The sequence below is a fragment of the Shewanella algidipiscicola genome (assembly GCF_003605125.1).
In the GTDB taxonomy this organism is placed as follows: domain Bacteria; phylum Pseudomonadota; class Gammaproteobacteria; order Enterobacterales; family Shewanellaceae; genus Shewanella; species Shewanella algidipiscicola.
In genome coordinates, this window is record NZ_QPQT01000001.1 from 32,448 (window position 1) to 57,252 (window position 24,805).

The 24,805-nt window shown below is 45.8% G+C and carries 26 protein-coding genes; 19 read left to right on the forward strand and 7 right to left on the reverse strand.

Annotated elements, in window-relative coordinates; translation table 11 throughout:
* The first annotated feature begins 191 nt into the window (after window positions 1-191).
* The 14 genes from DVO77_RS00125 to DVO77_RS00190 all read left to right on the forward strand — a co-directional run bounded on the left by DVO77_RS00125 (window position 192) and on the right by DVO77_RS00190 (window position 12,535).
* Window positions 192-1,820 (forward strand): methyl-accepting chemotaxis protein, encoded by a 1,629-nt coding sequence (locus tag DVO77_RS00125; protein WP_119976855.1) that lies wholly within the window; start codon window positions 192-194, stop codon window positions 1,818-1,820.
* 110 nt (window positions 1,821-1,930) lie between these two features.
* Window positions 1,931-2,320 (forward strand): ACT domain-containing protein, encoded by a 390-nt coding sequence (locus DVO77_RS00130; RefSeq protein WP_110457931.1) that lies wholly within the window; start codon window positions 1,931-1,933, stop codon window positions 2,318-2,320.
* A 36-nt stretch (window positions 2,321-2,356) separates the two neighbouring features.
* Window positions 2,357-2,614: an HPr family phosphocarrier protein gene (locus tag DVO77_RS00135; protein WP_110457932.1), complete on the forward strand. Its 258-nt coding sequence runs from the start codon at window positions 2,357-2,359 to the stop codon at window positions 2,612-2,614.
* A gap of 13 nt (window positions 2,615-2,627) precedes the next feature.
* Window positions 2,628-4,334, forward strand: a complete 1,707-nt coding sequence (gene ptsP / locus DVO77_RS00140; RefSeq protein ID WP_119976856.1) for a phosphoenolpyruvate--protein phosphotransferase — start codon at window positions 2,628-2,630, stop codon at window positions 4,332-4,334.
* A gap of 67 nt (window positions 4,335-4,401) precedes the next feature.
* Window positions 4,402-4,911 carry a PTS glucose transporter subunit IIA gene (gene crr / locus DVO77_RS00145; RefSeq protein WP_110457934.1) on the forward strand — a complete coding sequence of 170 codons (510 nt, stop codon included), beginning with the start codon at window positions 4,402-4,404 and terminating at the stop codon, window positions 4,909-4,911.
* A 280-nt stretch (window positions 4,912-5,191) separates the two neighbouring features.
* Entirely contained in the window at window positions 5,192-5,533 is a 342-nt protein-coding gene (locus DVO77_RS00150) for an ArsC family reductase (protein ID WP_119976857.1), read from the forward strand.
* Window positions 5,533-6,663 (forward strand): succinyl-diaminopimelate desuccinylase, encoded by a 1,131-nt coding sequence (gene dapE / locus DVO77_RS00155; RefSeq protein WP_110457936.1) that lies wholly within the window; start codon window positions 5,533-5,535, stop codon window positions 6,661-6,663. The genes DVO77_RS00150 and dapE overlap by 1 nt, the downstream gene beginning before the upstream one ends.
* Window positions 6,657-7,334, forward strand: a complete 678-nt coding sequence (locus DVO77_RS00160) for a M15 family metallopeptidase (protein ID WP_308444037.1) — start codon at window positions 6,657-6,659, stop codon at window positions 7,332-7,334. The genes dapE and DVO77_RS00160 overlap by 7 nt, the downstream gene beginning before the upstream one ends.
* 25 nt (window positions 7,335-7,359) lie before the next feature.
* Window positions 7,360-8,196: an alpha/beta fold hydrolase gene (locus tag DVO77_RS00165; protein ID WP_119976859.1), complete on the forward strand. Its 837-nt coding sequence runs from the start codon at window positions 7,360-7,362 to the stop codon at window positions 8,194-8,196.
* Window positions 8,197-8,310: 114 nt separating this feature from the next.
* Window positions 8,311-8,922, forward strand: a complete 612-nt coding sequence (can, locus tag DVO77_RS00170) for a carbonate dehydratase (protein ID WP_110457939.1) — start codon at window positions 8,311-8,313, stop codon at window positions 8,920-8,922.
* Window positions 8,923-9,127: 205 nt separating this feature from the next.
* Complete coding sequence (gene kdnA, locus DVO77_RS00175) at window positions 9,128-10,312, forward strand: 8-amino-3,8-dideoxy-alpha-D-manno-octulosonate transaminase KdnA (protein ID WP_110457940.1); 1,185 nt, start codon at window positions 9,128-9,130, stop codon at window positions 10,310-10,312.
* 87 nt (window positions 10,313-10,399) lie between these two features.
* Window positions 10,400-11,470: a 3-deoxy-alpha-D-manno-octulosonate 8-oxidase KdnB gene (gene kdnB / locus DVO77_RS00180; RefSeq protein WP_110457941.1), complete on the forward strand. Its 1,071-nt coding sequence runs from the start codon at window positions 10,400-10,402 to the stop codon at window positions 11,468-11,470.
* Window positions 11,471-11,547: 77 nt separating this feature from the next.
* Complete coding sequence (kdsB, locus tag DVO77_RS00185) at window positions 11,548-12,285, forward strand: 8-amino-3,8-dideoxy-manno-octulosonate cytidylyltransferase KdsB (protein ID WP_110457942.1); 738 nt, start codon at window positions 11,548-11,550, stop codon at window positions 12,283-12,285.
* Window positions 12,286-12,304: 19 nt separating this feature from the next.
* Window positions 12,305-12,535 carry a DUF2897 family protein gene (locus DVO77_RS00190; RefSeq protein WP_110457943.1) on the forward strand — a complete coding sequence of 77 codons (231 nt, stop codon included), beginning with the start codon at window positions 12,305-12,307 and terminating at the stop codon, window positions 12,533-12,535.
* A 66-nt stretch (window positions 12,536-12,601) separates the two neighbouring features.
* Here DVO77_RS00190 and DVO77_RS00195 read toward each other — a convergent pair whose 3' ends face one another.
* The 5 genes from DVO77_RS00195 to dapA all read right to left on the reverse strand — a co-directional run bounded on the left by DVO77_RS00195 (window position 12,602) and on the right by dapA (window position 19,491).
* A complete protein-coding gene (locus tag DVO77_RS00195) occupies window positions 12,602-12,928 on the reverse strand; it encodes a hypothetical protein (protein WP_110457944.1) in 327 nt (108 codons plus the stop codon).
* 150 nt (window positions 12,929-13,078) lie between these two features.
* Complete coding sequence (locus DVO77_RS00200) at window positions 13,079-16,177, reverse strand: efflux RND transporter permease subunit (protein ID WP_119976860.1); 3,099 nt, start codon at window positions 16,175-16,177, stop codon at window positions 13,079-13,081.
* Window positions 16,174-17,259, reverse strand: coding sequence for an efflux RND transporter periplasmic adaptor subunit (locus DVO77_RS00205; protein ID WP_110457946.1), 1,086 nt, complete (start codon window positions 17,257-17,259; stop codon window positions 16,174-16,176). Before DVO77_RS00205 ends, DVO77_RS00200 begins: the two co-directional genes overlap by 4 nt.
* Before the next feature lie 228 nt (window positions 17,260-17,487).
* Window positions 17,488-18,603, reverse strand: coding sequence for an NlpB/DapX family lipoprotein (gene bamC, locus DVO77_RS00210; protein ID WP_119976861.1), 1,116 nt, complete (start codon window positions 18,601-18,603; stop codon window positions 17,488-17,490).
* Window positions 18,604-18,606: 3 nt separating this feature from the next.
* Window positions 18,607-19,491 carry a 4-hydroxy-tetrahydrodipicolinate synthase gene (gene dapA, locus DVO77_RS00215; protein ID WP_110457948.1) on the reverse strand — a complete coding sequence of 295 codons (885 nt, stop codon included), beginning with the start codon at window positions 19,489-19,491 and terminating at the stop codon, window positions 18,607-18,609.
* 239 nt (window positions 19,492-19,730) lie between these two features.
* Between dapA and DVO77_RS00220 the strand changes: the two genes are divergently transcribed.
* Complete coding sequence (locus tag DVO77_RS00220; protein WP_110457949.1) at window positions 19,731-20,285, forward strand: glycine cleavage system transcriptional repressor; 555 nt, start codon at window positions 19,731-19,733, stop codon at window positions 20,283-20,285.
* The gene (gene bcp / locus DVO77_RS00225; RefSeq protein ID WP_119976862.1) at window positions 20,282-20,752 is read left to right on the forward strand and encodes a thioredoxin-dependent thiol peroxidase; all 471 of its coding nucleotides are present in this window, start codon (window positions 20,282-20,284) and stop codon (window positions 20,750-20,752) included. Before DVO77_RS00220 ends, bcp begins: the two co-directional genes overlap by 4 nt.
* A gap of 185 nt (window positions 20,753-20,937) precedes the next feature.
* Here bcp and DVO77_RS00230 read toward each other — a convergent pair whose 3' ends face one another.
* Together DVO77_RS00230 and DVO77_RS00235 are read right to left on the reverse strand one after the other, a co-directional pair.
* Entirely contained in the window at window positions 20,938-22,062 is a 1,125-nt protein-coding gene (locus DVO77_RS00230; protein ID WP_119976863.1) for an AI-2E family transporter, read from the reverse strand.
* A gap of 30 nt (window positions 22,063-22,092) precedes the next feature.
* Window positions 22,093-22,320, reverse strand: a complete 228-nt coding sequence (locus DVO77_RS00235) for a sulfurtransferase TusA family protein (protein WP_119976864.1) — start codon at window positions 22,318-22,320, stop codon at window positions 22,093-22,095.
* A gap of 183 nt (window positions 22,321-22,503) precedes the next feature.
* Between DVO77_RS00235 and bepA the strand changes: the two genes are divergently transcribed.
* From bepA to DVO77_RS00250, 3 genes are all read left to right on the forward strand, one after another.
* A complete protein-coding gene (gene bepA, locus DVO77_RS00240; protein ID WP_110457953.1) occupies window positions 22,504-23,961 on the forward strand; it encodes a beta-barrel assembly-enhancing protease in 1,458 nt (485 codons plus the stop codon).
* Window positions 23,962-24,044: 83 nt separating this feature from the next.
* The gene (gene arsC / locus DVO77_RS00245; protein WP_119976865.1) at window positions 24,045-24,392 is read left to right on the forward strand and encodes an arsenate reductase (glutaredoxin); all 348 of its coding nucleotides are present in this window, start codon (window positions 24,045-24,047) and stop codon (window positions 24,390-24,392) included.
* Between the two features lie 14 nt (window positions 24,393-24,406).
* A complete protein-coding gene (locus DVO77_RS00250; RefSeq protein WP_110457955.1) occupies window positions 24,407-24,781 on the forward strand; it encodes a DUF2069 domain-containing protein in 375 nt (124 codons plus the stop codon).
* Window positions 24,782-24,805: the final 24 nt, after the last annotated feature.

The window sequence follows — 24,805 nt, forward strand, 5'->3', positions numbered from 1 at the left end:
GCTGCCAGTTCAGTTTGAAGGTAAAAAGTAAAGTATACCTTGGTATAAAAGCGACTAACCTTGCCAAAAATGCGTGAGCTAGATCAATTATTTACTAATAATAAACCTATAAACAGGCTATTGATTTTATTCAGATACATGACGAGGTATATTGGCCATAAAGAACAGTTCGCAACATAATAAGGGATATCATGCTCGCGATTCTTAGACGATTTACGATACTACAACGGCTTATATTTATGTTAATACTGGCCGCCATTGGTACTTTCGTTTTTGCTAGTTTTTCGATTAATGAGCAACGTAACAACCTGATTAACGAGAAATGGGTACAAAATGATGCCCAGCTCTCAACCATGCTTAGCATCATTAACTCGCATCACATTCAAGTCCAGCAAGGTAAAAACAGCACTATGGCTGCCCAAAGCGAAGCCGTCGAGCTGATTAATAAAGCCAAATATGGTCAACATGGCTATTTCATCTTATTTGATGCAAATAACACAGTTATTGCTCATGGAGCCAATCCAGAAAAAGCGGGGCAGTCTCTGAGCACGCTTGGTGCTCCTGCCGTTTTTAAACAGCTAATAAGTCAAGCCCAGCAAGGAGAATTAGCACAACATATTGTCGAAATGCATGATCCTAGCAATGGTGAACAAGAGCAAGCACTGGTGTCAGCCAGTGCATTTACGCCATGGGGCTGGACCTTGGTCACGAATGCTTATATGAGCGATGTTAATGACACGACCATTAGCGTGATGTATGACTATTTGGCCATTATGCTGCTAATCTCAGTCCCCATATTTGCCTTCTTCTTGGTACTTAATCACTCGATCAGCGCGCCGTTAACGCAAGCGATCGATGCCATGAATGACATCGCCCAAGGGGAAGGTGATTTAACCAAACGCTTGCCCACAACGGGTAACGATGAGGTAGTTGCACTAGCTAAAGCATTTAATGTTTTCGTAGGTAAAATTAACCATATGGTCGCAGAGCTGCAGCCCGTTGGTCATCATCTTAACCAAGATGCCGATCGTTTACTCAATGCCGTGAGTGAGTCCAATGCCAGTGTCGATCATCTGCATCAAGAAACCAGCAATGTTGCCACCGCCATTAATCAAATGTTGTCGACTACACAAGAGATGGCCAGTAATACCCAGCAAGCCGCCGATGCCGCAAACAGCGTTAAGCGACAAGCCCTTGACAGTAAAACTCAAATGGATAGTACTGTAAATAATACCCATAAGCTGGTAGAAGAACTGCGCAGTGCCGAGGTGATCACCGAACACCTCGGGGTCTCATCGAAACAAATTGGCAATATTTTAGAAGTGATCAGGGGCATTGCAGATCAAACCAACCTACTTGCACTCAATGCAGCCATTGAAGCCGCTCGCGCGGGTACCCATGGGCGCGGGTTTGCCGTGGTCGCCGATGAAGTGCGCGCATTAGCTAACCGCACGCAAGACTCGACCAATGAGATCCAAAAAATAGTTACCGATATTCAAACCGGTGTCGCGAGTGTGATCGCCAGTAACAATCAAAATCAAGGGCAATCGGAGCAGTTACAAACCCAAGCACAGGCGGTTGGCGACTCACTTAACGCCATTTTAGAGTTAATCGCCCATATCAGTGATATGAATACTCAACTTGCTAGTGCAACAGAAGAGCAATCTTTGGTGACAGAAGAGATTAATCGCAACGTCTGCAGCATAACTGAATTATCTGAGGTCTCTGTTAAAGCTAATGAAAGTAACCGCCTAGCGGCCGAATCTCTTAAGCAAATTAGTCAGACGAGCACCCAAATTTTAGGACAGTTTAAAGTATAAGGCTAAAGCCAATATCTGTTAAAGGAGCGCTATTTAGCGCTCCTTTTTTTTAAGTAAACTGTGATAAACTTAACGCTATAGTTATTTCCCCTAAAGCGAGAGCTAGGATTATGGCGCGCATGACGTTGGCAGTTCACCCGCAGCTTTACACTATCCACAGCTTTAGTCCCGACACAATGCTTAATCCCGACGTGTTACGTCAACCGATGTTTTTTATTGGAAAAACCAAAGATGAATTGTCTGTAGTGGTTCCTGCCGCATTAGTCCTAGATAGCCTTGAACAAGAAAGAGATTGGCGCTGCTTAGAAGTTGTAGGGCCGCTAGGCTTTTCCATGACAGGTATATTGGCAAGTGTATCGACCACCCTTGCTAACGCCCAAGTCAGTATTTTCGCCATTTCAACCTTCGATACCGATTATGTGCTTGTTAAAAAGGAGAAGCTTGAGCTGGCCATTGGTGCGCTCAAAAAAAACAATTACCAAATCATTCATTACCAATGATCTATCGCTTTATTTCCTCGGTTAAAGAGTCTATTTATGTACCAAAGAACAGTCACAATATTGGCAGAGCATGGTATTCATACCCGTCCTGCAGCGTTATTAGTAAAAGCGGCGAAACAATACGATTGTGATATCCTCGTCGAATGCCAAGGCAAACAGGCCAGTGCCAAGAGTTTGTTTAAGCTACAAACATTAGGTTTATATAAAGGGGTATCTGTTACTGTCACAGCTGACGGTGAACAGGCACAACAAGCGGTAGAGCATGTCTCTGAACTGCTAATCACCTTAAGTTAACAAGGAGTTCGAGATGCGCATTAAAGGGATAGCCGTGGCGGGAGGAATCGCCTTTGGGCAAGCAAAAGTGGTTACCCCTTATCACAGTCAGCTCGATTACCATCTTATACCGCCTGCGCAGCTGGGAATAGAACAGGCTCGACTCGACAAAGCACTCGCTTCTTTAATTCAGCAAATAAAACACAGTGCGCAGCATCTCGATCCTAATAGTGAGCATTACCAATTAATTGAGGCAGATTTACTACTGTTAGAAGACGCTGATCTGCAGGCTGAGCTTCGCGCAGCGATAACTGAGCAACAGTTTTCTGCGGCATTAGCGGTAGAACATACCTTTGCTAAACAAGCCCAAGCACTGCAGGCGATGGACTCACCTTATTTAGCCAGCCGCTCTGATGATATATTAGCTTTAGGTCAAAGAGTTATAACCACCCTGCTCACGGGTAAATGCAGTACATTAACCGAGTTGCCCCGCAATAGCATAGTGATCGCCAAAGATATCACCCCAGCTGAATTTGCCCTGTTACCGCTAGAAAACCTCGCAGGATTAGTGTTGCAAACGGGCGGCATCACCAGCCACAGCGCTATTTTAGCACGCAGCTTCGATATCCCCACCCTAGTGGGCTGTGAATGCAATCTTAACGATATCGTCGATGGTACACCCGTTGCTATCGATACCCTAAATGGTTTGCTGTTTATCGATCCCGATGCCGAGCAGGTTGCGCAACTGACACTGGCACAGCAACAAACATTACGACGTAAAACTGAGTTACTTAAATTTAAAGATCACCCCACTCAAACTTCAGATGGCCACCCCATCGCCCTACTTGCTAACGTAGGCTGCATTAGCGAAATCAATCACCTTAGCTCCGTTGGTGGTGAAGGTGTAGGGTTATTTCGCACCGAGTTTATGTTGATGAACCGCCAACAACTGCCCGATGAACAGCAACAATATCAACTTTACTGTGATGCATTACAGCTACTTAACGGCAGAATACTGACAATTCGTACTATCGATATCGGTGCCGATAAAGAGGTGCCTGCTTTAGCAATGCCCGTTGAGGAAAACCCAGCATTAGGGCTACGTGGTGTACGATACACCCTTGCCCACCCGCAACTGTTTTGTGTACAGCTAAAGGCCATTTTGCGTGCTGCCAATCAGGGACCGATTCGATTAATGTTTCCTATGGTCAATCAAGTCGAAGAGCTCGAGACGATATTGGCACTTATCGAGCAGTGTAAAACAGAGCTTATTGAGCAAGAGAAGGGCTATGGTCCACTGTCAATGGGGATCGTCGTCGAGACCCCCGCAGCAGTATTAAATTTAGCATCGATGCTACCTTTACTCGACTTTATCAGCATAGGAACCAATGACTTAACACAATACACCATGGCTGCAGACCGAGGCAATCCAGAGCTCATTAAGCGCTATCCAGTGCTGTCTCCGGCGCTCATCAAACTCATCAGTCAAACCATTAACCAAGCCCACGCAGCCAAAGTGACAGTATCTTTATGTGGTGAATTAGCCAGTAATCCGCGCGCTACTGCCCTATTAGTTGGTCTTGGCATTGATGAATTAAGTGTTAGTGTGGCAGCCTTACTTGAAATAAAACAAGAGCTCAGCCGCTGGACCTACATAGAGTGTGTCGAACTGGCGCAACATGCTAAAGTGATTTCACGCATAGAGACACTAAATGAGTTGTTAACATGCTGTCACTCTTGATAATTATTGAGTATGCTATCGAAAACGTATTCATCGTTCAGCTGGGCATCAGCATAGGGGCTAATTAATGGGATTTTTGAGTCGAATTCGGCGTTTAGTGTCAGGCCAACCGCCCATCAGTGGTGGTATAGATGTGTTCGCCCCCGTGTCGGGTGAGATTGTTGCCATTGAAAAAGTACCCGATGTGGTATTTGCTGAAAAGATTGTCGGTGACGGCATAGCAATCGCCCCGAAGGGTCACCAAATGTTAGCGCCAATCGATGGCACTATCGGCAAAATATTTGAAACTAACCATGCCTTTAGCATTGAATCTCCCCATGGTTTAGAGCTGTTTGTCCATTTTGGTGTTGGCACGGTCGAACTGCGCGGCAACGGCTTTAAGCGTTTAGCCGAAGAAGGCCAGCAAGTAAAGATGGGCGATCCCATATTGGAATTTGATCTCGATTACCTCAAAACCCATGTAGAAAGTTTACTTACTCCTGTGGTGTTGGCCAATATGGAGGATATTAAGCGTATTGATAAACATCAAGGCTCTATCGAGGCGGGTAAAGACATTATCTTTTCAGTGCAGTTATAGAAATCGTCCTAAGCGTCACGCTTAACTCTTGATTTAGGGCTCAGCGATTAATGATTACTTTTTAATGCTGAACTTCATGGTCCATATACAAGTATACAACCAACACATTATTGCGCCTAAATGGCGCAATAATGTCATATCAAACGTGACCCAAAATCAACGTTTTTTTGAGCATTTATTATCGGCGCCTATCGTAACACTTGAGCCGGACAAGACTCGATGACACAATGCAAATCATAGCGCAGTAATAGCGCACCTCATCCAGTAAGGAGACCCCATTTTGACCCTTTATGGCATAAAAAATTGCGATACCGTTAAAAAAGCCCGTAAGTGGCTAGAACAACATCAACAAACGGTTGTTTTTCATGATTTTCGTGACGATGGTCTAAACCAAGCCGATTTAGAAGCCTGGGTCGAGACCTTAGGTTGGGAGACGTTATTTAACAAACGCAGTACTAGCTTTAGAAATCTCAGTGATGACGATAAAACCGCCATAGACAAGCACAAAGCTATCGAATTGATGCTTGCTCATCCTACCTTGATTAAGCGGCCGGTATTAGTGATTAAAAATAAGGTATGGGTTGGCTTTAAGGCCGAACAGTATCAGGAGATCTTTAACTAATGACAGACGCTGTGTTAACGCTGGCACAAGATCTGATTAGCCGCGCATCGGTTACCCCACTCGACGAAGGGTGCCAGCAGGTCATGGCGGATCGCCTCGCCGCAAAAGGCTTTACCATTGAATCTATGGTGTTTGAAGACACCACCAATATGTGGGCTAGACGAGGCAATGATGGCCCGCTGTTTTGTTTTGCAGGTCATACCGATGTAGTACCGGTAGGCGAGCTTAACCGCTGGCATACCCCCCCTTTCGAACCTGTGGTGATTGACGGTTATCTGCATGGACGCGGCGCAGCAGATATGAAAGGGTCGCTCGCCGCCATGGTGGTTGCCACCGAGCGCTTTGTCGAGCAACACCCTAACCATAAAGGCTCAATCGCCTTTTTGATCACCAGTGATGAGGAAGGCCCATTTATCAATGGCACCCCGCGTGTCATTGATACACTCGAAGCCCGCAACGAAAAAATCACTTGGTCGTTAGTGGGTGAACCCTCATCGACCCATAAGTTAGGTGACATAGTCAAAAATGGCCGCCGTGGGAGCCTCACTGGAAACTTGACCGTCAAAGGGATTCAAGGCCATGTCGCCTACCCTCACCTAGCAGATAACCCGATCCATAAGGCCGCACCTGCACTGGATGAATTGGCGCGCATGATTTGGGATAAAGGCAATGAGTTTTTTCCGCCAACCAGTTTCCAAATCGCCAATATTAATGGCGGCACCGGCGCATCGAATGTTATTCCTGGGGCGCTTGAGGTGATGTTTAATTTCCGTTACTCGACCGAGGTGACCGCCGAGATTTTAATCCAGCGCGTACTCAACATTCTCGATGCACACGGCTTAGATTATGACATTAGTTGGATCTATAACGGCTTGCCATTTTTAACTGAAGATGGGCCACTACTGCAAGCCACCAAAGAAGCCATTAAAGAGATCACCACGCTCGATACCGATCCGCAAACTTCTGGTGGCACCTCTGATGGCCGTTTTATTGCGCCTACTGGCGCCCAAGTCATTGAAGTTGGCCCTGTAAACGCCACCATTCACAAGGTGAATGAATGCGTTAAGGTCGCCGATATTGAACAGCTTGCCTTGGTATATCAGCGGATTTTGGAAAAGCTATTGTGCTAAACACTGGCTACCTTTATGGCCTTGAAAATAATCAGCTTATTGATTTTCAAGGCCATCAATTACAAAGTGATACCGCTCAACAATTGATGTTGATGCAAACCGCGGCCGCCAAAGACAATATCTCATTACAAATTTGCTCCGCTTATCGTGATCTTCCACGGCAATTAGCCATATGGAACGCCAAAGCCAAGGGACAACGCGCGGTCCTCGATGCACGCTCACAGCCTATCGATATCCGACACCTTAGCGAGGATCAATTAATCGATGCCATCTTACTTTGGTCGGCACTGCCTGGCACATCGCGCCATCATTGGGGCACAGATATTGACATATATGATGCGCATCAGATGTCTCGCAAGCAGTTACAACTTATACCCAGCGAGTATCAAGCCGATGGCCCCTGCCATGCGCTGCACTCTTGGCTCACCCGTTACTGTGGCGATTTTGGGTTTTATTTTCCGTTTCAGGCGGGCTTAAGTGGCGTCAGCCCTGAGCCATGGCATTTGAGTTATTATCCCAAAGCTAACGATTATCTTGCTGCGTTTGATCCTCAAAGCCTCGCCACCATCTTGTCGCAGCAACCCATAGCATTAAAAAACGCGATATTAGCTAGACTCGAACACTTAGTCAGCCACTATGTGTTCCATGTTGCCCCCTCTCCGGCGGGCTAATCTTTATACTTTATATTGAGTCAACATGAACCAACTATTAACACAACACACCCAGATTATTGACGGTCATACGATGCACTATCTTGACATAGGTGAAGGCCCGGTATTGTTATTCGGCCACAGCTACCTATGTGACAGCACCAGCTGGCAGCCACAACTGGCCGAGCTTAGCCAACATTATCGCTGTATCGTGCCAGATCTGTGGGGACATGGTCAGTCAGATAAGCTGCCTGCCTCTTGCCGCTCATTAAAGCAATTAGCTGAACAATATTTGGCTTTACTTGATAGCCTCAATATCGATAACTTTTCAATGATTGGTCAAGGGATCGGCGGCATGTGGGGCGCGGAGCTAACCTTGCTCGCGCCAGCTCGGGTCAACAGTTTAGTCATGCTGGGCAGTTTTCTCGGTTTTGAACCGGAAGTGAGCCGCGCCAACTATTACGCCATGCTCGATGAAATAAACCAGACTAAATCAATCTCTGCTGACCATATAAACCAGCTTGCAACGCGTTACTTTAGTGCCTCAGCAGAGCAAGATAATCCGCAGCTAATAAAAGCCTTTAAGCAGCAATTGAGTGGCATTGCACCAGAGCGTATCGACTCGCTACACCGCTTAGGCCGCATCCTCTATGGCAGACGCGATATCATGGAAGATATTGAGCAATTAACCTTGCCTTGTCTTATCATGACAGGCGCGGATGATCGGTTGCACCCTATACTCGAAGGTTATCTAATGCACGATGCCATTGATGGCAGTCAATATATCCACCTGCCACACGCCGGACACATGGCCAATCTTGAGCAAGCAGACCTAGTTAATCAACACCTGTTAGCATTTCATACTCAGCACATAAAAGGCTAATAAGTACCTAAGATGAAACGTTTTACAGTATTTAGCACTGAATAGACCAGCCAAGGTGTGATTAGGTGCTAAAATTTCCAGCGAAAATCTTTTAAAAGACATTAATGTTATAAAATGAAACTACTTAAACCTCTGTTTGACAACAATCGCCGCTGGGCGGGCCGCATTCTCGAAGAGAATCCTCATTTCTTCCAACAACTGGCTCAGCAGCAGAGTCCAGAATATCTCTGGATCGGCTGCTCAGACAGCCGAGTGCCCTCTAATCAGATAATCGACCTCATGCCTGGTGAAGTATTTGTGCATCGTAATATCGCCAATATGGTCATTCATACGGATCTAAACTGCTTATCTGTGCTGCAATACGCGGTAGAAGTGCTCAAAGTGAAGCACATCATGGTGGTGGGACACTACGGCTGCGGTGGCATAAAGGCCTCCATGGGCAAACAACGCTTAGGGCTAATTGACAACTGGTTAGGCCATATTCGAGATATTCATCGCCTGCATGATTCTGAGTTAGCCATACTTGACGACAAAGCCCGTTTCGACCGCTTATGCGAGCTTAATGTGATTGAGCAAGTGGGCAATGTGGTCAGTACTAATATAGTGCAAGACGCTTGGGAGAGCGGCCACAATGTCGCAGTACACGGCTGGATTTACGGCGTTGAAAATGGCTTGCTGACCGATCTTGACGTTACCGTAGATAAAGAGATTATCAGTCGCCGTTAAGCGCACGGCTCAAATCACGCAAAATATCACTGCGCATGATTACCCTATCGTGCGCTTTTTATATTCAGTCTTATCCAAGCGATATAAAAAAATGGCTAATTGCGATAAATATTACTGAATAAACATCGCAGTCCCCCCCTCATCCCAGTTATAATTGAGCATATTTTTCGCGCCCTGCGCGCAATGAACGCTAAGGAAACTTTCGATGCCTGGTTTTGAACTATTTGGTCCTGAAGAGAAGCAAGAAGTTGCAGATGTTATGGAAAACGGCTTTACCTTCCGTTATAACTTTGACCACATGCGTAATGACCGCTGGAAAACACGTGAGATGGAAGCGCTGCTTTGTGAGAAAATGAACGTTAAGCATGCTCACTTAGTATCAAGCGGCACCGCAGCACTGCAAACGGCAATGGCCGCAGCCGGCATTGGCGCTGGTGATGAAGTCATCGTGCCGCCATTTACCTTTGTAGCATCGGTTGAAGCCGTATTCATGGCTGGAGCCGTGCCGGTTTTTGCCGAAATCGATGAAACCCTCTGTCTATCACCAGAAGGGATTGAAGCGGCAATAACCCCACGCACTAAGGCGATTAATTTAGTGCATATGTGCGGCTCTATGGCAAAGATGGATGAAATTAAAGCCATCTGCGAGAAACACAACTTAGTGATTTTAGAAGATGCTTGCCAAGCCATTGGTGGCAGTTATAAAGGCCAGGCCTTAGGCACCATTGGTGATGTCGGTTGTTATTCGTTTGATTCGGTTAAAACCATCACCTGCGGTGAAGGCGGTGCGGTGATCACCAATAATGAAACCATTTATAACCATGCACACATGTTCTCAGATCATGGTCACGATCATATCGGTAACGATCGCGGCGCAGAAGGCCACCCTATCATGGGGCTTAACTTCCGCATCTCAGAAATGAACTCGGCGATGGGACTCGCTCAACTGCGTAAGTTAGACACCATCATCGAGATCCAACGCAAAAATAAGAAGATGCTAAAAGATGCCATGACCGAGATCCCTGAGGTTTCGTTCCGCGAGATCCCGGATCCACAAGGCGATTCAGCAGGCTTCCTAACCTTTATGATGCCAACAGAAACACGCACCATTGAAATCAGTAAAAAGCTGGCTGAAAATGGCGTTGACGGTTGCTTCTACTGGTATGTCAACAACTGGCACTACCTGAATAACTGGAAGCATATTCAAGAACTTAAATCGCCAGCAGCCTTGCCCATTACCCTCATAAAAGATAAGCCTGATTACACTAAAGTTGCCGTGCCTAAGTCTGATGCTATCATGAGTCGTACCATCTCTATGCTGATCAAACTCTCTTGGACCGAAGATGAGATCAAACAGCGTATCGACAACATAAAACGTGCTTTTGCTTAAATCACCTCGTATGCCCGCCGCGCAGTAACCCTAAATCCACTGCGCTGGCCTGCTCTTACAGTACTAATCTCAAAGGAGAATGTGGTAATGAGTTTTAAAAACTTTAAATGTGTTCCTAAGATGATCTTTGGTCGGGGCTCATTTGCCGAGCTTGACAATGTGCTTGATACGGAACGCCAGCACGCCGATGACTTTGTGGTGTTTCTCGTTGATGATGTTCATCAACATAAACCCCTTGGTACCCGCGTGCCAGCAAAGGCACAGGATTTAACCATTTATGTCAACGTTGATGATGAGCCAACCACGGCACAAGTCGATGCTTTAACTGAACAAGTCCAAGCCTTTAATCCTAAGCTTCCGGTGAGCGTGGTCGGCCTAGGCGGCGGCGCCACCATGGATCTGGCTAAAGCGGTCTCTTTGATGCTAACCAATCCTGGTGGTTCGGCCATGTACCAAGGCTGGGATCTCATAAAACACCCTGCAGTACATCATATAGGTATCCCTACGGTTTCGGGTACGGGCGCCGAAGCATCGCGCACCGCCGTATTATGTGGGCCAGTGCGCAAGCTGGGATTAAACTCAGACTATACGGTTTTTGACCAAATCATTATGGATTCTGAACTGATCGACGGCGTACCGACCGATCAGTGGTTCTATACGGGCATGGATTGTTATATCCACTGTGTCGAGTCATTACAAGGTACTTATCTCAACGAATTTGCCAAGGCCTTCGCTGAAAAATCGATGGATCTTTGCCGCGAAGTCTTCTTAGGCGATCACCCAGAAAAAGATGACAAGCTGATGATGGCATCTTACATGGGCGGGATGAGTATCGCTTACAGCCAAGTTGGCGCATGTCATGCCGTGTCTTATGGTCTAGGCTATGTATTAGGCTACCACCATGGCATAGGCAACTGTTTAGCCTTTGATGTACTTGAAGAGTTTTACCCTGAAGGCGTAGCAGAATTCCGTCAGATGATGAAAAAGCACAATATCGTGCTACCTAAGAACATTTGTAAAGATCTTCCTGATGAAACCATCGCTAAAATGGTCGCCGTCACCAAGAGCATGGGACCATTATGGGACAATGTGTATGGTAGCGGATGGGAAGAAAAAGTCACCGACGAGATGCTCACTAAGCTGTTCCGTCGTATTTAATCCCAGGCTTCTCGAATAAGGCTCTCTATGAGCCTTTTTATCTTGACGCCACTTACTGATAAAAATAGGTATCTATAATGAATGTAACTCTGTTAATCCCTGCGCGCTATGGTTCTAGCCGTTTTCCCGGCAAACCGCTAGCTCCGATTAACGGCAAGCCAATGATCCAGCACGTATATGAACGCGCAGCATTGGCAAAAGGATTAACTTCCATCTATGTGGCCACCGATGATGAACGCATTAAAGCTGCGGTGGAATCATTTGGCGGTAAAGTGGTCATGACAGATGAAAATGCGGCATCGGGTACCGACCGCATTGAAGATGCTATCACCCAATTGGGGCTAAAAGACGACGACTTAGTCATTAACCTACAAGGCGATCAACCGCTTATCGACCCTATCACTATTGAGCAGCTCATCAGCTTATTTGAGCGTCATCCAGGTGAATTTGCCATGGCAACCTTAGGCGTGCAGATCACCGAAGAAAGTGAATTAAACGATCCTAAACATGTCAAAATGGTGTTCGATAACGATTATAATGCCTTATACTTCTCCCGCGCACGTATCCCCTATGGCCGTGATACCAACGATTATCCTGTCTATAAACATTTAGGTATTTACGGTTACACGCGCGCTTTCATATCAACATTTGCTAAGCTGCCTCTTGGCCGTCTGGAAAATTTAGAGAAATTAGAACAACTTCGCGCCCTAGAATACGGTTATAAAATCAAAGTGGCGATTAGTGCATTCGATTCACCAGAAGTTGACACACCTGAAGACATTCGCATCTGCGAAGCACGTTTAGCCGTCGACTAATAATAACCAGAGGTGAGTCATGTCGAGTCTAGAAACTTGGATAATTGTCATCATAATCATCGCTGTGATAGTCAGTAATCTTGCTGTGCTCAAGTACAACGCTAAGTTTAAGATGCATCAATTTGGCAAGGGGCACCCCCAAAAGCCTAAACCTAAGTCTAAGGGCCTGCAGAATGAAAATGACTCGCCTCAAGTGGAACCGCCAAGCGCTAGCGATAACAGCGATACTGATGGTAAGCCAAAACCTTAACACCGATATCATGACTAAAAAGGCTTACCTAAGGTAAGCCTTTTTTGTCACTTCAAGCCATAGCTATCATTGCTGCCCTACTAATAGTGCTATCCATTGTTGTGGATCACCGACAATAAATTGATATTGACTGCCATCTTTTAAGCTGACTTCGATACCGTTGGGGGTTATAGGTAATATCCCAGCACCTTTACCCCAGCAAGTATCGACCTTAACGATATCAACCAAAGCTAATAAGGTGGGGCCAATGATGGAGGACGTATCAAAAGGCTCAAACTGTAAATGATAACGAGTCTTGCTGAGTCGACCATCACAGTGAATCGCTCCTTTTTGCGCCGTCACCGGCGCAGATATTGTCCCCCCTGATGTCAGGTTCACTATCTCAGTTATCATCGCAACTAACTCCCTTATTACATCGCCATTGACGATAAAAAATCCTTGTTACGTTAAAGATACAACACCTTATTGACGTTGTTAATTAGCAAAACGTCATAGATAAAAAAAGCCAACCGAATAAGGTTGGCTTTGTATTCACCACTTAGACTAATTAGGTTGTTGCAGTTCTTGGTCAAGCTGCCTGCTAATCGCTTCGGGTGAACTGGTATTTTGCGCCAGCAATGAGTAGGCCACGGGGATCACCAGCAGTGTAAAGATAGTTGCAAGCACAATACCTGACAATACCACAACCCCAATCACAAAACGGGTCTCAGCCCCTGCGCCTTGCGCCATCACCAAGGGGATAGCCCCTGCCGCTGTCGTGATCCCAGTCATTAAAATGGGGCGCAAACGCTGGCTTGACGCTTGTACAATCGCCTCTTTAAATACCACCCCTTTGTCACGTAACTGATTAGTAAATTCAACAATCAAAATACCATTTTTAGCCGCTAAGCCGACCAACATAATAATGCCTATCTGACTGTAAATGTTAAGGCTTTGCCCTGTAAGCCATAAGCCAACCAGCGCGCCTAATGTGGCTAGCGGTACCGTCAGCATGATCACTACAGGATGAACATAACTCTCAAATTGCGCAGCCAGCACCAAAAAGACAATTCCCAAGGCGAGTAAGAATACAAAGTACATTGAACTACCCGACTCTTGATAATCCAGCGACTGCCCTTTATAACTAATCACCGCCTCAGCTGGCAGATAGGTGTAGGCAAGCTCGTTAAGGTAATCTAACGCCTCGCCTAAACTGTAGCCATCGGCCAAATTAGCCTCAATGGTGATTGCCCGCATTCGGTTATAGCGATTAAGCTGATTTGCATCGGCAAACTCCTCCACAGACACTAAGTTAGCTAAGGGGATCAACGCCTGAGTACGGTCTGAGCGAACATAGATATTGGTTAAATCATGGGCGGTATTTTGATTGTCGCGCTCACCCTCGATGATCACATCATACTCTTCACCGCCTTGCATAAAGGTCGTCACGAGTCTTGAGCCTAACATCGACTCCAATGTGCGACCTATATGCGAGATTGATACCCCAAGGGCAGCGGCGCGATCTTTATCTATGATCACCCGCAGTTGTGGCTTGGTTTCTTGATAGTCATGATCTAGGCCAATAAGGTTAGGATTATCTTTGGCTTTTTCCAATATGATGTCACGCCATTTAGCGATCTCTTCATAACTTGGGCCGCCCAAGACAAACTGTACCGGCTTGCCTACCCCTCGGCCAAACGCTTGTCGCATGACAGGAAAAGCTCGCACACCGGCGAGATCGGCCAATCGTGCCCGCACATCACCTATGATCTCAAAGGCGCTGCGTCGCTGCGACCAATCCTCTAGTACAATAATCGCCATCCCATTAGAGAAATCGGCACTACGACCAAAACTGCGCGGCGCCCTGATAAGCAGACGTTTAATATCACCGCTATCAACCAAAGGCATCAGGCGTGACTCAATTTCGTCCATATAGGGAGTGATATATTCAAAACTGGCACCCTGCGGCCCGTTGACGATTAAGAACATCGAGCCTCTATCTTCACGGGGAGCAAATTCTTGTGGTACTTGAGTCATTAGCCAGCCACTCATTCCCAGCGCAATAACCACCAGAGAGGACACCACAAATGGATGCTGCATCGCCTTGGTGAGCGTCGCACGATAAAAGCGTGTCAAGCTGTCCATTCCTGCATCGATTTTTTTCACCAACCAAGATTCCTGCCCAGCAGGTTTGAGTAACTTAGAGCACATCATCGGACTTAAGGTTAAAGCCACAATGCTTGAGAACACCACAGCAGAACTCATGGCTACGGCAAACTCTTTAAACAGCTTACCTAAATCGCCCTCTAAGAAGGTGATGGGCATAAAGACGGCCACTAACACTAACGTGGTCGCGACGACCGCAAACGCCACCTCCCGTGAGCCTAAATAAGCGGCTTTTAAGGGTGAGTCGCCCTCCTCTATCCGCCGGTGGATGTTCTCAAGTACCACAATTGCGTCATCAACGACCATACCAATGGCTAAAATCATCGCCAGTAGGGTTAGCAAGTTGATGGTATACCCTAAGGCATAAAGCACGATAAACGTCGCCATTAACGATACAGGCACTGTCAACGCTGGAATTAACATGGCGCGCACACTGCCCAAAAATAGGTAGATCACCACTATCACCAAAAACATGGCGATAAATAGTGTTTGATACACCTCCTTGACCGAGGCTTCGATAAATACCGAGCTGTCGTATGAGCGCTTAATCTCCATTCCTGCGGGCAAGGTAGGATTGATTTTATCGACTAGGGCATTGGCTGCCCGCGCCACATCTAAGGTATTTGCAGTCGATTGCTTAGAGACGCCAAGGCCTATCATCGACTCTTTATTGCCTCTAAAAGTGATGCGTTCCTCTTCTGAACCCACTTCGACTCTCGCCACATCACCTAACTTAATCAGGTAGCCATCATCACCTTCAGCCAAGACTAAATTGGCAAAATCGTTGGCATTTTTAAAGCTACGCTCTAAGCGTACCGTAAAATGACGATCTTGAGATTCGACAGAGCCTGCGGGTAACTCGACGTTTTCTGAACGCAGCACTCGTTCAATATCGGCAACGGTCAGTTTTCGCGCCGCTAAGGCTTGGCGATCTATCCACACTCGCATGGCATAGACTTTACCGCCACCGATGCGAATATTGGCCACACCATCGAGAACAGAGAAACGGTCAACTAAATAACGACGAGTATAATCAGTCAGCTGCAAAGTGTTCATCTGATCCGAAACCAGATTAAGCCACATGATCACTTCATCGCCGCCATTGGCCTTTTGCACTTCTGGCGGATCGGCTTCCTCAGGTAAATTGTTCAGTAACCCCGAGATGCGATCTCTGACATCGTTAGCGGCCGCCTCGATGTCTCGGCCGACATCAAATTCTAACGTCACCGACGAACGTCCATCTTGGCTCGATGAATTAATATTACGGATCCCCTCGACGCCACTGATACGGTCTTCAACCAGCTGAGTTATCCGGCTTTCAACTACCGCTGCGCTTGCACCGCGATAATTAGTTTGAACCGACACTATCGGAGGATCGATATTGGGGTATTCGCGCAGGGGCAACTTATCAAATGCCACTAAGCCAAATATAATCAACAAGATGCTAATGACGGAAGCAAAAACCGGTCGCTTTACCGACAAATCCGTCAAGATCATACTAGGGGCTCCACCTTAGCCTGCTGAAGAAAACTAAAGTTTTCGCTCAGCTGCACTTTCACTTCATCACCTGGGCGAACCTTTAAAATACCGCGGGTCACCACTTGCTCACCCACCTGCAGCCCTTCTACAATCTCCACCCAGCCACGTTTACGAATACCAAGTTTAACTTGGCGTTGCTCTATCACATTGTCATCGTTAACGAGATACACAAATTGATCACGCTGGATAGGAATAATCGCCGCTTCAGGAATAATTAAGGCTTCACGGTTTTGCTTGATAAGCTTGACCTTCATCAACATACCAGGCAATAAACGTAAATCTTGATTGGGCAAAGCCGCTCGCACGACAACCGCGCGAGTGGTGGGGTTGACTCGGCTATCGATGGATATCACCTTACCGCTAAACAGTTCACCATCGTAGGCAACCGCACTAGTTTCTACCGTCTTACCCACTTTAAGCGACTGCAAGAAGCGCTCGGGTACGGAGAAATCTAATTTAATGGTGGAGATATCATCGAGCGTGGTTATAACTGTACCTGGAGTCACCAAACTACCTTCACTGACTTGACGTAAACCAAGGCGGCCTGAGAACGGTGCAATTATGCGTCGGTCTTTTAATGCTGATTCTGCTTGCTCTAACTGTGCTTTGGCGGTATCGATTAAGGTTTGTAGTCGATCGCGTTCTAGTGCGGCTACTGTTTGGCTGGTCACTAGTGAGCTAATACGTGCAAGCTCTCTCTTGTGATCGTTCATCTTTACTCGAGCGACAGTAACACTGGCAATCTGTTCTCTGTCTTGTAAACGCACCAATAGGCGGCCTTTCTCGACAATGTCCCCATCTTCAAAATTCAGCTCGGTGATCATATCAGTCACTTTAGGCGTAACTGTGATCGATTCATTGGCTTTGCCCGTGCCTAATGCTTCAACTTCATCACGAATAGGCTGCATTTCAACCTTGGCAATAACCACATTAGGTATCGGCCTTGGCTTAATACTTAGCTGACTGCTAGATGGGTTGTTATAATAATAGGCGCCAGCGATTGCCGCTAATATCATTAAGATTATTATAGTTTTTTTCATCAATCTTCCGAATGGCATCAATTTGTTAACGGTAGTTTACCTAGGATTTAAGACGCATCAAGGGGTTTTACTTTTGGTTACAAACTTAACGCAAACAAAACACTGCTGCAGTACGCCCAAAATGGCTAAAGCGATCAATTGCGGTTGACTGTGGGGTAAATCTTAACGATAACGCATAAAAAAAGAGGCTATACGAGCCTCTTTTTAACTTCATGACTGAATGTGAATTTAGCGCATTTTACGATCTTCTTGCATGAGATCGGCTAATGTCTGGTAGACAGTTTCAATCATCTCATTACTCAAAGGCTCGTCATTCATATCGTTAAGGTAAATACGCGTATTAGTATTATCCCTATCTTGTTCGATACGTAAACGATAGCTACCTTGTTCTAACGGAAGCTTGTTATCATTCCATAACGAACTCCAGAAACCAGAGTCGTCATTAACACTGATAAAATAGAGCCCTTTGTTACTGTCCATGTCGACAACTTCAAAGCCCATTTCTGGTAAGACAATACGTAAACGATCCCATGTGCGATTAAACGGCGCTTGGGCTAACCAATAACTCGCACCAGGCTCGGTATCAGCGGTAGACTCGGCCTTCACTAGACTTACATCGATACCTAGACTCTGTTTCAGTCGCTTAGCCTTAATTAATTGCGCACGTTTAACACTCATAAATGCAATAGTGTTATTAAGCATATCAACCGTATAACGGCGTTTATCTTCACCGCTTAAGATAACATCTTGATCTTGACCGTCAAAACGCTCTTCATGATCAATCAGCTCAATAGCTAAATTACCACTACGGCCATGAGGACGCACATTAACGGTAAAGCGATAACGTTGACGCACTAAATAAACGTCATCTGCGCCCCATAAATTGGAGTCGATTACCTCTTGGTTCTCTATCCAATCCGTTTCAATAATTCCGGCTTCATCATCTTCTTTAACCATCTTAATTGACTTGCTATTAAGATAGGCCTTAAGAATATCAAGCATCTCGGATCTTAAGTCGATATCATTATCAATCGATTCGACTACAACCTTAATACTGTCGCTCGATTCTTCAACGTGAGTACCTTCAGCCATAGGCAATACTTGTAATGGTGGACGAATATCCAGCTTTTTACCCACAAGGCTAGTATCGACCTTGTTACCAACGGGTGGGATATCATACTCACTGCTGTATTTAGGTTGATTAAGCCCTTGGGGTATCACCAACTTGGGCTGAGACTCCAATAACACATACTCATCGCTACCATTAGCCTGACGTCTATCAATGGGTGAACTACAGGCTGAAACAGCTGCAATCAGTAAAATTGGGGTGACTTGCTTTAGCATCTATTATTGAACCTCTATTCGGGCATTTTTCATCGCTTCTAGCAACAGACCATGAAACTGGGGGGAAAGTTCCGTCAAAGGTAAACGAATATGACCGTCATTTATCAAACCCATACGGTGAGCGGCCCATTTAACAGGAATAGGATTGGCTTCGCAAAATAGAGCACTAAACAGAGGTTTAATTTGCTCTTCTATCACAATCGCGGTGGCCATATCCCCGTTTAATGCGGCAGCACACATCACTTTAAACGCTTTAGGCACTATGTTGTTGGTCACTGAAATGACGCCGTCACCACCTAAACTAAGAAACTCTCGAGCCGTTGGGTCATCGCCACTATAAAGTTTAAAGTCGTTACCACACAGTTCACGTAACCTTGCGACGCGGCTGAGATCGCCAGTCGCTTCTTTTACGCCAATAATGTTAGGCACAGACACGAGTTCAGCCACGGTTTCAGGTAACATATCTACCGAAGTACGGCCTGGTACATTGTATAAAATTTGTGGAATGTCGGTCGAGGCTGCAACCGCCCGATAATGCGCGATAAGCCCTTTGGGTGTCGGCTTATTATAATAAGGTGTGACACCAAGCATGGCGGCAACGCCACTGTTTGCCTGTGCCTTGGTCAGCTCTATCGCTTCCGCCGTTGCATTAGCGCCATTACCACCTATGATAGGTAAGCGTCCGGCTGCAAATTTAACCACGTGTTTGACCACTTCAATGTGTTCAGCCATGGGTAAAGTAGCAGACTCGCCAGTGGTACCAACCGCGACAATAGCGTCCGTACCCTGTTCAATATGGTATTCGACCAGTTTCTCTAGACTTGCATAATCGACTGAGCCATCACTATTCATTGGTGTGATTAAGGCTACAATGCTTCCGTTTATCATGTGACTTCCCCAAGGATTCAGGATTGGCTATGGTACTGATGCTAAGCGTTAAAAACAAGCATAACTCTCGCCACAGCGCGAGAATTTCACCTCATAGGCACCCTGATTATTTGTTTGAGCGTTTGTTAAGACAGGGATCGCAAAATCACTAACATGTGTTAGCATGTCGTGCTTCAAAAAAACGTTATCGTTTAGCGGCGTTTATTTGTACTATTTTCACAGCAACACGGGGGAATTTCATGTCTAATCATCTGGTCGTCACCGCACTGGGGGCGGATCGTCCCGGTATCGTCAGTAAGTTTGCACGCCTTGCGAGTGAATGTGACTGCGATATTGTCGACAGTAGAATGGCCATTTTCGGCAATGAGTTTACCTTGATCATGATGATTTCTGGTTCCTGGCCTGCCATCACTAAGATGGAAGCAAATTTGCCAGCATTAAGTGTCGAGCTGGGGCTTTTAAGCGTGATGAAACGCACCTCAAAGCACACACCACGCCATTATGTGTCACGCCTACAAGTCTCTTTTAATGGTCAAGATCAGCGTGGCACCATGAAACGCTTAACACAATTTTTGGCCGACCGCTCACTGGATCTTGCAGCCGTACGCTCACATGCTGAAGAAACCGCTGACGGTGAGCCAATACAAAATGTGTTTTTAACCATTAATGTGCCAGAGAAAGTGGATATCGAACAACTCGAACAAAATATCATCGAACTTGCCGACGAATTGAACCTTAGCTGCAATATTGAACGTATGCAGGGGATCGACAGCAATCAAAAGGAAAGCGAATGAAAACCTTAGTCCAAGGGGATGTTGCCCCAACCTTTACCCTAAAAGATCAAAACGATGAAGCCATTTCACTCGAAGCAGCATTAAAAGACGGCCCTGTATTGGTTTACTTTTATCCTAAAGCACTGACACCTGGCTGCACTGTACAGGCTTGTGGTTTAAGAGACAGTAAACCCCAACTTGACGCCAATCAGGTCACAGTCTTGGGTATCAGCCCAGATCCTGTCGCTAAGCTGGCGCGTTTTGCCGATAAACATCAACTTAACTTCTCATTATTAAGTGATGAAGACCATGCCATTGCCGATGCATTTGGCGTGTGGGGCGAGAAGAAATTTATGGGCAAAGTGTATGATGGCATCCATAGGTTGAGCTTTCTTATCGGTCAAGACGGCAAAATCCTACATGTGTTCGATAAATTTAAAACCAAAGATCATCATGAAGTTGTTATGAAAGTTATTGATAGCCAGTAAGCAACAATGCATTAGCTAACAAAAAAGCCAGCTTAGTTGCTGGCTTTTTATTTTCAAAATGATTGTTACAACATAAGTTATTACCGCGAAACTGGGCTTAACGCCCTATTCTACTGCGCTTAATCCGCACAGTCTTACCCCTGCCATGACCTTGCAACTCTTAGTACTTAAAAGAAAGAATACACTTAGTTCGATGGTGTAGCTGATGTCTGCTTATCAGCTGTTTCATCTTCAGGCTTATCTAACGTTAACGAAGCCGAGTTCACTTGCGGCCAAGCATTGATCACGGCTTTCACCAAAGACGCCAGCGGGATAGCGAAAAATACTCCCCAAACGCCCCATAGTCCACCAAACACCAACACGGCAGCAATGATAAATACAGGGTGTAAGTCAACGGCGTCGGAAAACAGCACAGGCACTAGCACATTGCCGTCGAGTGCTTGAATGATGCCATAACCTAACATCAAATAACCAAACTCAGGGCTCACGCCCCACTGAAAGAACGCCACCAAGGCAATAGGCAGAGTCACCAATGTAGCCCCAACATAGGGGATCAATACCGACAATCCGGTTAACACGCCCAATAAAGCGGCGTAACGCAGATCCATAATGGCAAAAAACAGATAGCTGACCACGCCAATGATAAAAATCTCAATCACTTTACCGCGAATATAATTAAAGATTTGTTGATTCATCTCTAACCAGACTTTACGAGCTAAGTCACGATTAGACGGGATAAAGCGCTTGCTACCACGAATGAGCTGCTCCTTGTCCTTCAAGAAAAAGAACACCAATAATGGCACCAAAATGGTATAAACCATTAACACCAATAGTGAGGCTGAATAACCTATGAGCTGTTTACCTAAGTCCAACAGGTGCTGGGTATCGAGTAACTTTTTAAGCTCACCAACGGTCGCATCTAGCTGCTCGGTACTTAAGAACTGAGGATATTTTTCGACATACGCTTTGATGGTGATAAGCCCTTTATCAAGCATGGAGGGCAAATCTGTGACTAAGCCGAGCCCTTGTTTCCAGAGGCTGGGCACCAAACCGAACATCAGCAATATCATCATACCGATAAACAGCACCAAGACTAATGAAGCACCTGTGGTGCGATTGATCCCAATACGGCCCATTTGCGCGACAGGCCACTCAAGCAAAAAGGCTAATACTAAGGCAACCAACAGCGGCGCCAACAGCCCGCCAGCAAAATAGAGGGCCAGCGCAATACCCACAATGATAAACACTAGGGTTACCGCTTGGGGATCGCTAAATCGGTCTTTATACCAATTGCTTAATAAGGATAACATTCACACTTCCTACTCAGTCATGCATTACAATTACGACCGCGCCGTTTTAACTACGGCGAGCACTAATACTTGGTCATTATTTTGCTGTTCGGTGTACAGATAACCTTGTCGTGTTAAAAACCGCGGCGCATCTTGGCGTGAGCCTTTATCTGCAAGACTCACCAGCAGTTGCTCGCCATCACTCATCTGTTTAAGCGCCAACTTAAGCTTAACTAAGGCTAAGGGACATCGATAAGAGGTTAAATCAATAAAAGTCATAATCAACTTGCTAAAGACAAACTCCGGCTATTATCCTAAGTCTCTGACTAAACCACAAGTTATCAATTAAGTTGCAGTATACTTTGCTTTTATTACAAGGTGTCACTCGACATAAATGAACTAATTGTGCTCTATTCACTCTAATAATCAACATGATATGCTGATAGCCCGCTAAGGATAAGTTTGAGTAAAATTAACACAGCCAAGTCCCTCCTTGCGGGGGCGATGTCACTGGCCTTGTTTGCTGTAGCCCCTTTGGGTTTTGCTAATAATGACCTGCCGGATCTCGGCACGGCCGCGGTAAACACCTTCAGCTTAGAAAAAGAAAATACCTATGGCGATGCTTATATGCGCGTCATACGCTCATCTGCACCGATTCTTAACGATCCTGTCTTAAATCAATACATGACGGAACTAGGCAATAAACTGGTGGCTCACGCCAATGGGGTCAAAACCCCCTTTTACTTTTTTTTGCTGCGCAATGATGAGATCAACGCATTTGCGTTTTTTGGTGGTCATGTCGGTGTTCATACAGGCCTGTTCCTCAATGCAGATAATGAAAGCCAACTAGCATCGGTTATCGGCCACGAAATCACCCACGTGACTCAACGTCACTTGGCTCGCTCAATTGAAGCCAGAGATAAGAGCTCAACAGCCACCATGGTGGGTCTACTAGGAGCCATTTTGTTGACTATTGCGGCGCCGCAGGCGGGAATGGCGGCAATGGCCACCACTCAGGCTTTGGCAACGCAATCACAGATTAACTACACCCGTCTCCATGAGAAGGAAGCCGACCGAATTGGGATGCAAATATTAGTCGATGCCGGTTTTGACCCTAATGGCGCCGCCGACTTTTTTGCAAAACTGGCGACTCGCTACCGTTTTACCACTACACCGCCACAAATGTTGTTGACTCACCCACTACCTGAATCACGGATCAGTGAGGCACGTAATCGCGCCGCCCAATATCCGCATCGATATATCGCCGATAACCTCGATTTTCAGTTAGCTAAAGCCCGTATTCAAGTGCGCTTCTCAAGCTATAGTGAAGAGGCCGCATTAAGCCTATTTCAAAATCAGCTGAAAAAAGGCCAATATGAATATAAACAAGCTGCCGAGTACGGCTTAGCCTTAGCGCTGCTGCGTGCAAAGCAAACTCAACAAGCCGAAAAGATTATCGATGAACTACTGGCTCAAGCACCCAATAATTTGTTTTATATAGACACCAAAACTGACTTACTGCTGGAGCGCAAACAACATGACCAAGCAATTGCTATGTTAGAGAAACAGCGGCAACTAAAACCCACCTCTCAGGTGATCAATGTCAATTTAGCCAATGCTTATATTGAACACAAACAACCACTAAAGGCGATTCCTATTTTGGAGGAGATGATTTTCCTCGATAAACAAAATCAGTTACCTCTCTACCTACTCAGTGACGCCTATAAAGAGGTCGGCAATCAATCGATGGAGCATTACATTAAAGCCGAAGCAATGGCTTTAGCAGCAGATTACGACGGCGCGATTGACCAGCTTAATTTTGCCTATCGCTTATCAGAACAAGATCCACTACAACTGGCACGTATCGAAGCCCGTATTCGCCAATTTAAACAATCGAAGAAAGCGATCGAACAGCTGTAACATGGAGGTGAGCGAACTCTTTGTGACTCCGCTCACCTTTTACAGTAGAATATCGGCAACTTTTGACAACCAGCAGACAACCTATGACGCAAGTAAGTATTATTCATAACCCTCGCTGTTCAAAAAGCCGTCAAACCTTGGCGTTACTTGAAGAAAAAGGCTGTGATATTCAAATCATAGAATACCTTAAGACTCCTCTCACTCAGCTTGAGATCCGCGGCATTCTCGATAAATTAGCGATCACGCCTCGCCAATTGATGCGCACGAAAGAAGATGAATATAAATCCCAGGGGCTAGCCGATATTGAAGATGATGAACTGCTTCTCCAAGCGATGGTAGACACTCCTAAACTTATCGAACGCCCCATAGTGTTAGCCAATAACCGTGCGGCGATCGGGCGTCCTCCCGAAAACGTATTAAGCATTTTATAAGGCGTCAATGGCCCATGAGCTCAAATAAGCTATTTCAAATCAGTCGAGCCTGCTACTTGGCCTTGTTGTTATTGATGACAGCCTGGTTTGGTAATCAAGGGCTAAGTGGCGAATATTCGCTAATTTTTAGTCTGTTATGGATATTGCCCTTACTGGCACCATTAAAAGGCATTTTAAGCGGCGATCCCTACACCTATGCTTGGGGCAGTTTTATTATCTGCCTGTATATGCTACATGGATTAACCTTACTGTATGTGACCGACACCGCCTTGGTATTTGCCGCGATTGAAGTGCTGTTACTGGCGATATTACTGATCACATTGCCATTTTATGCGCGAATTCGTGGCCGTGAGTTAGGGTTAGGATTAAAGAAGAAAAACAAGCAGTGAGCTAATACCTTTACTTGCTTACCC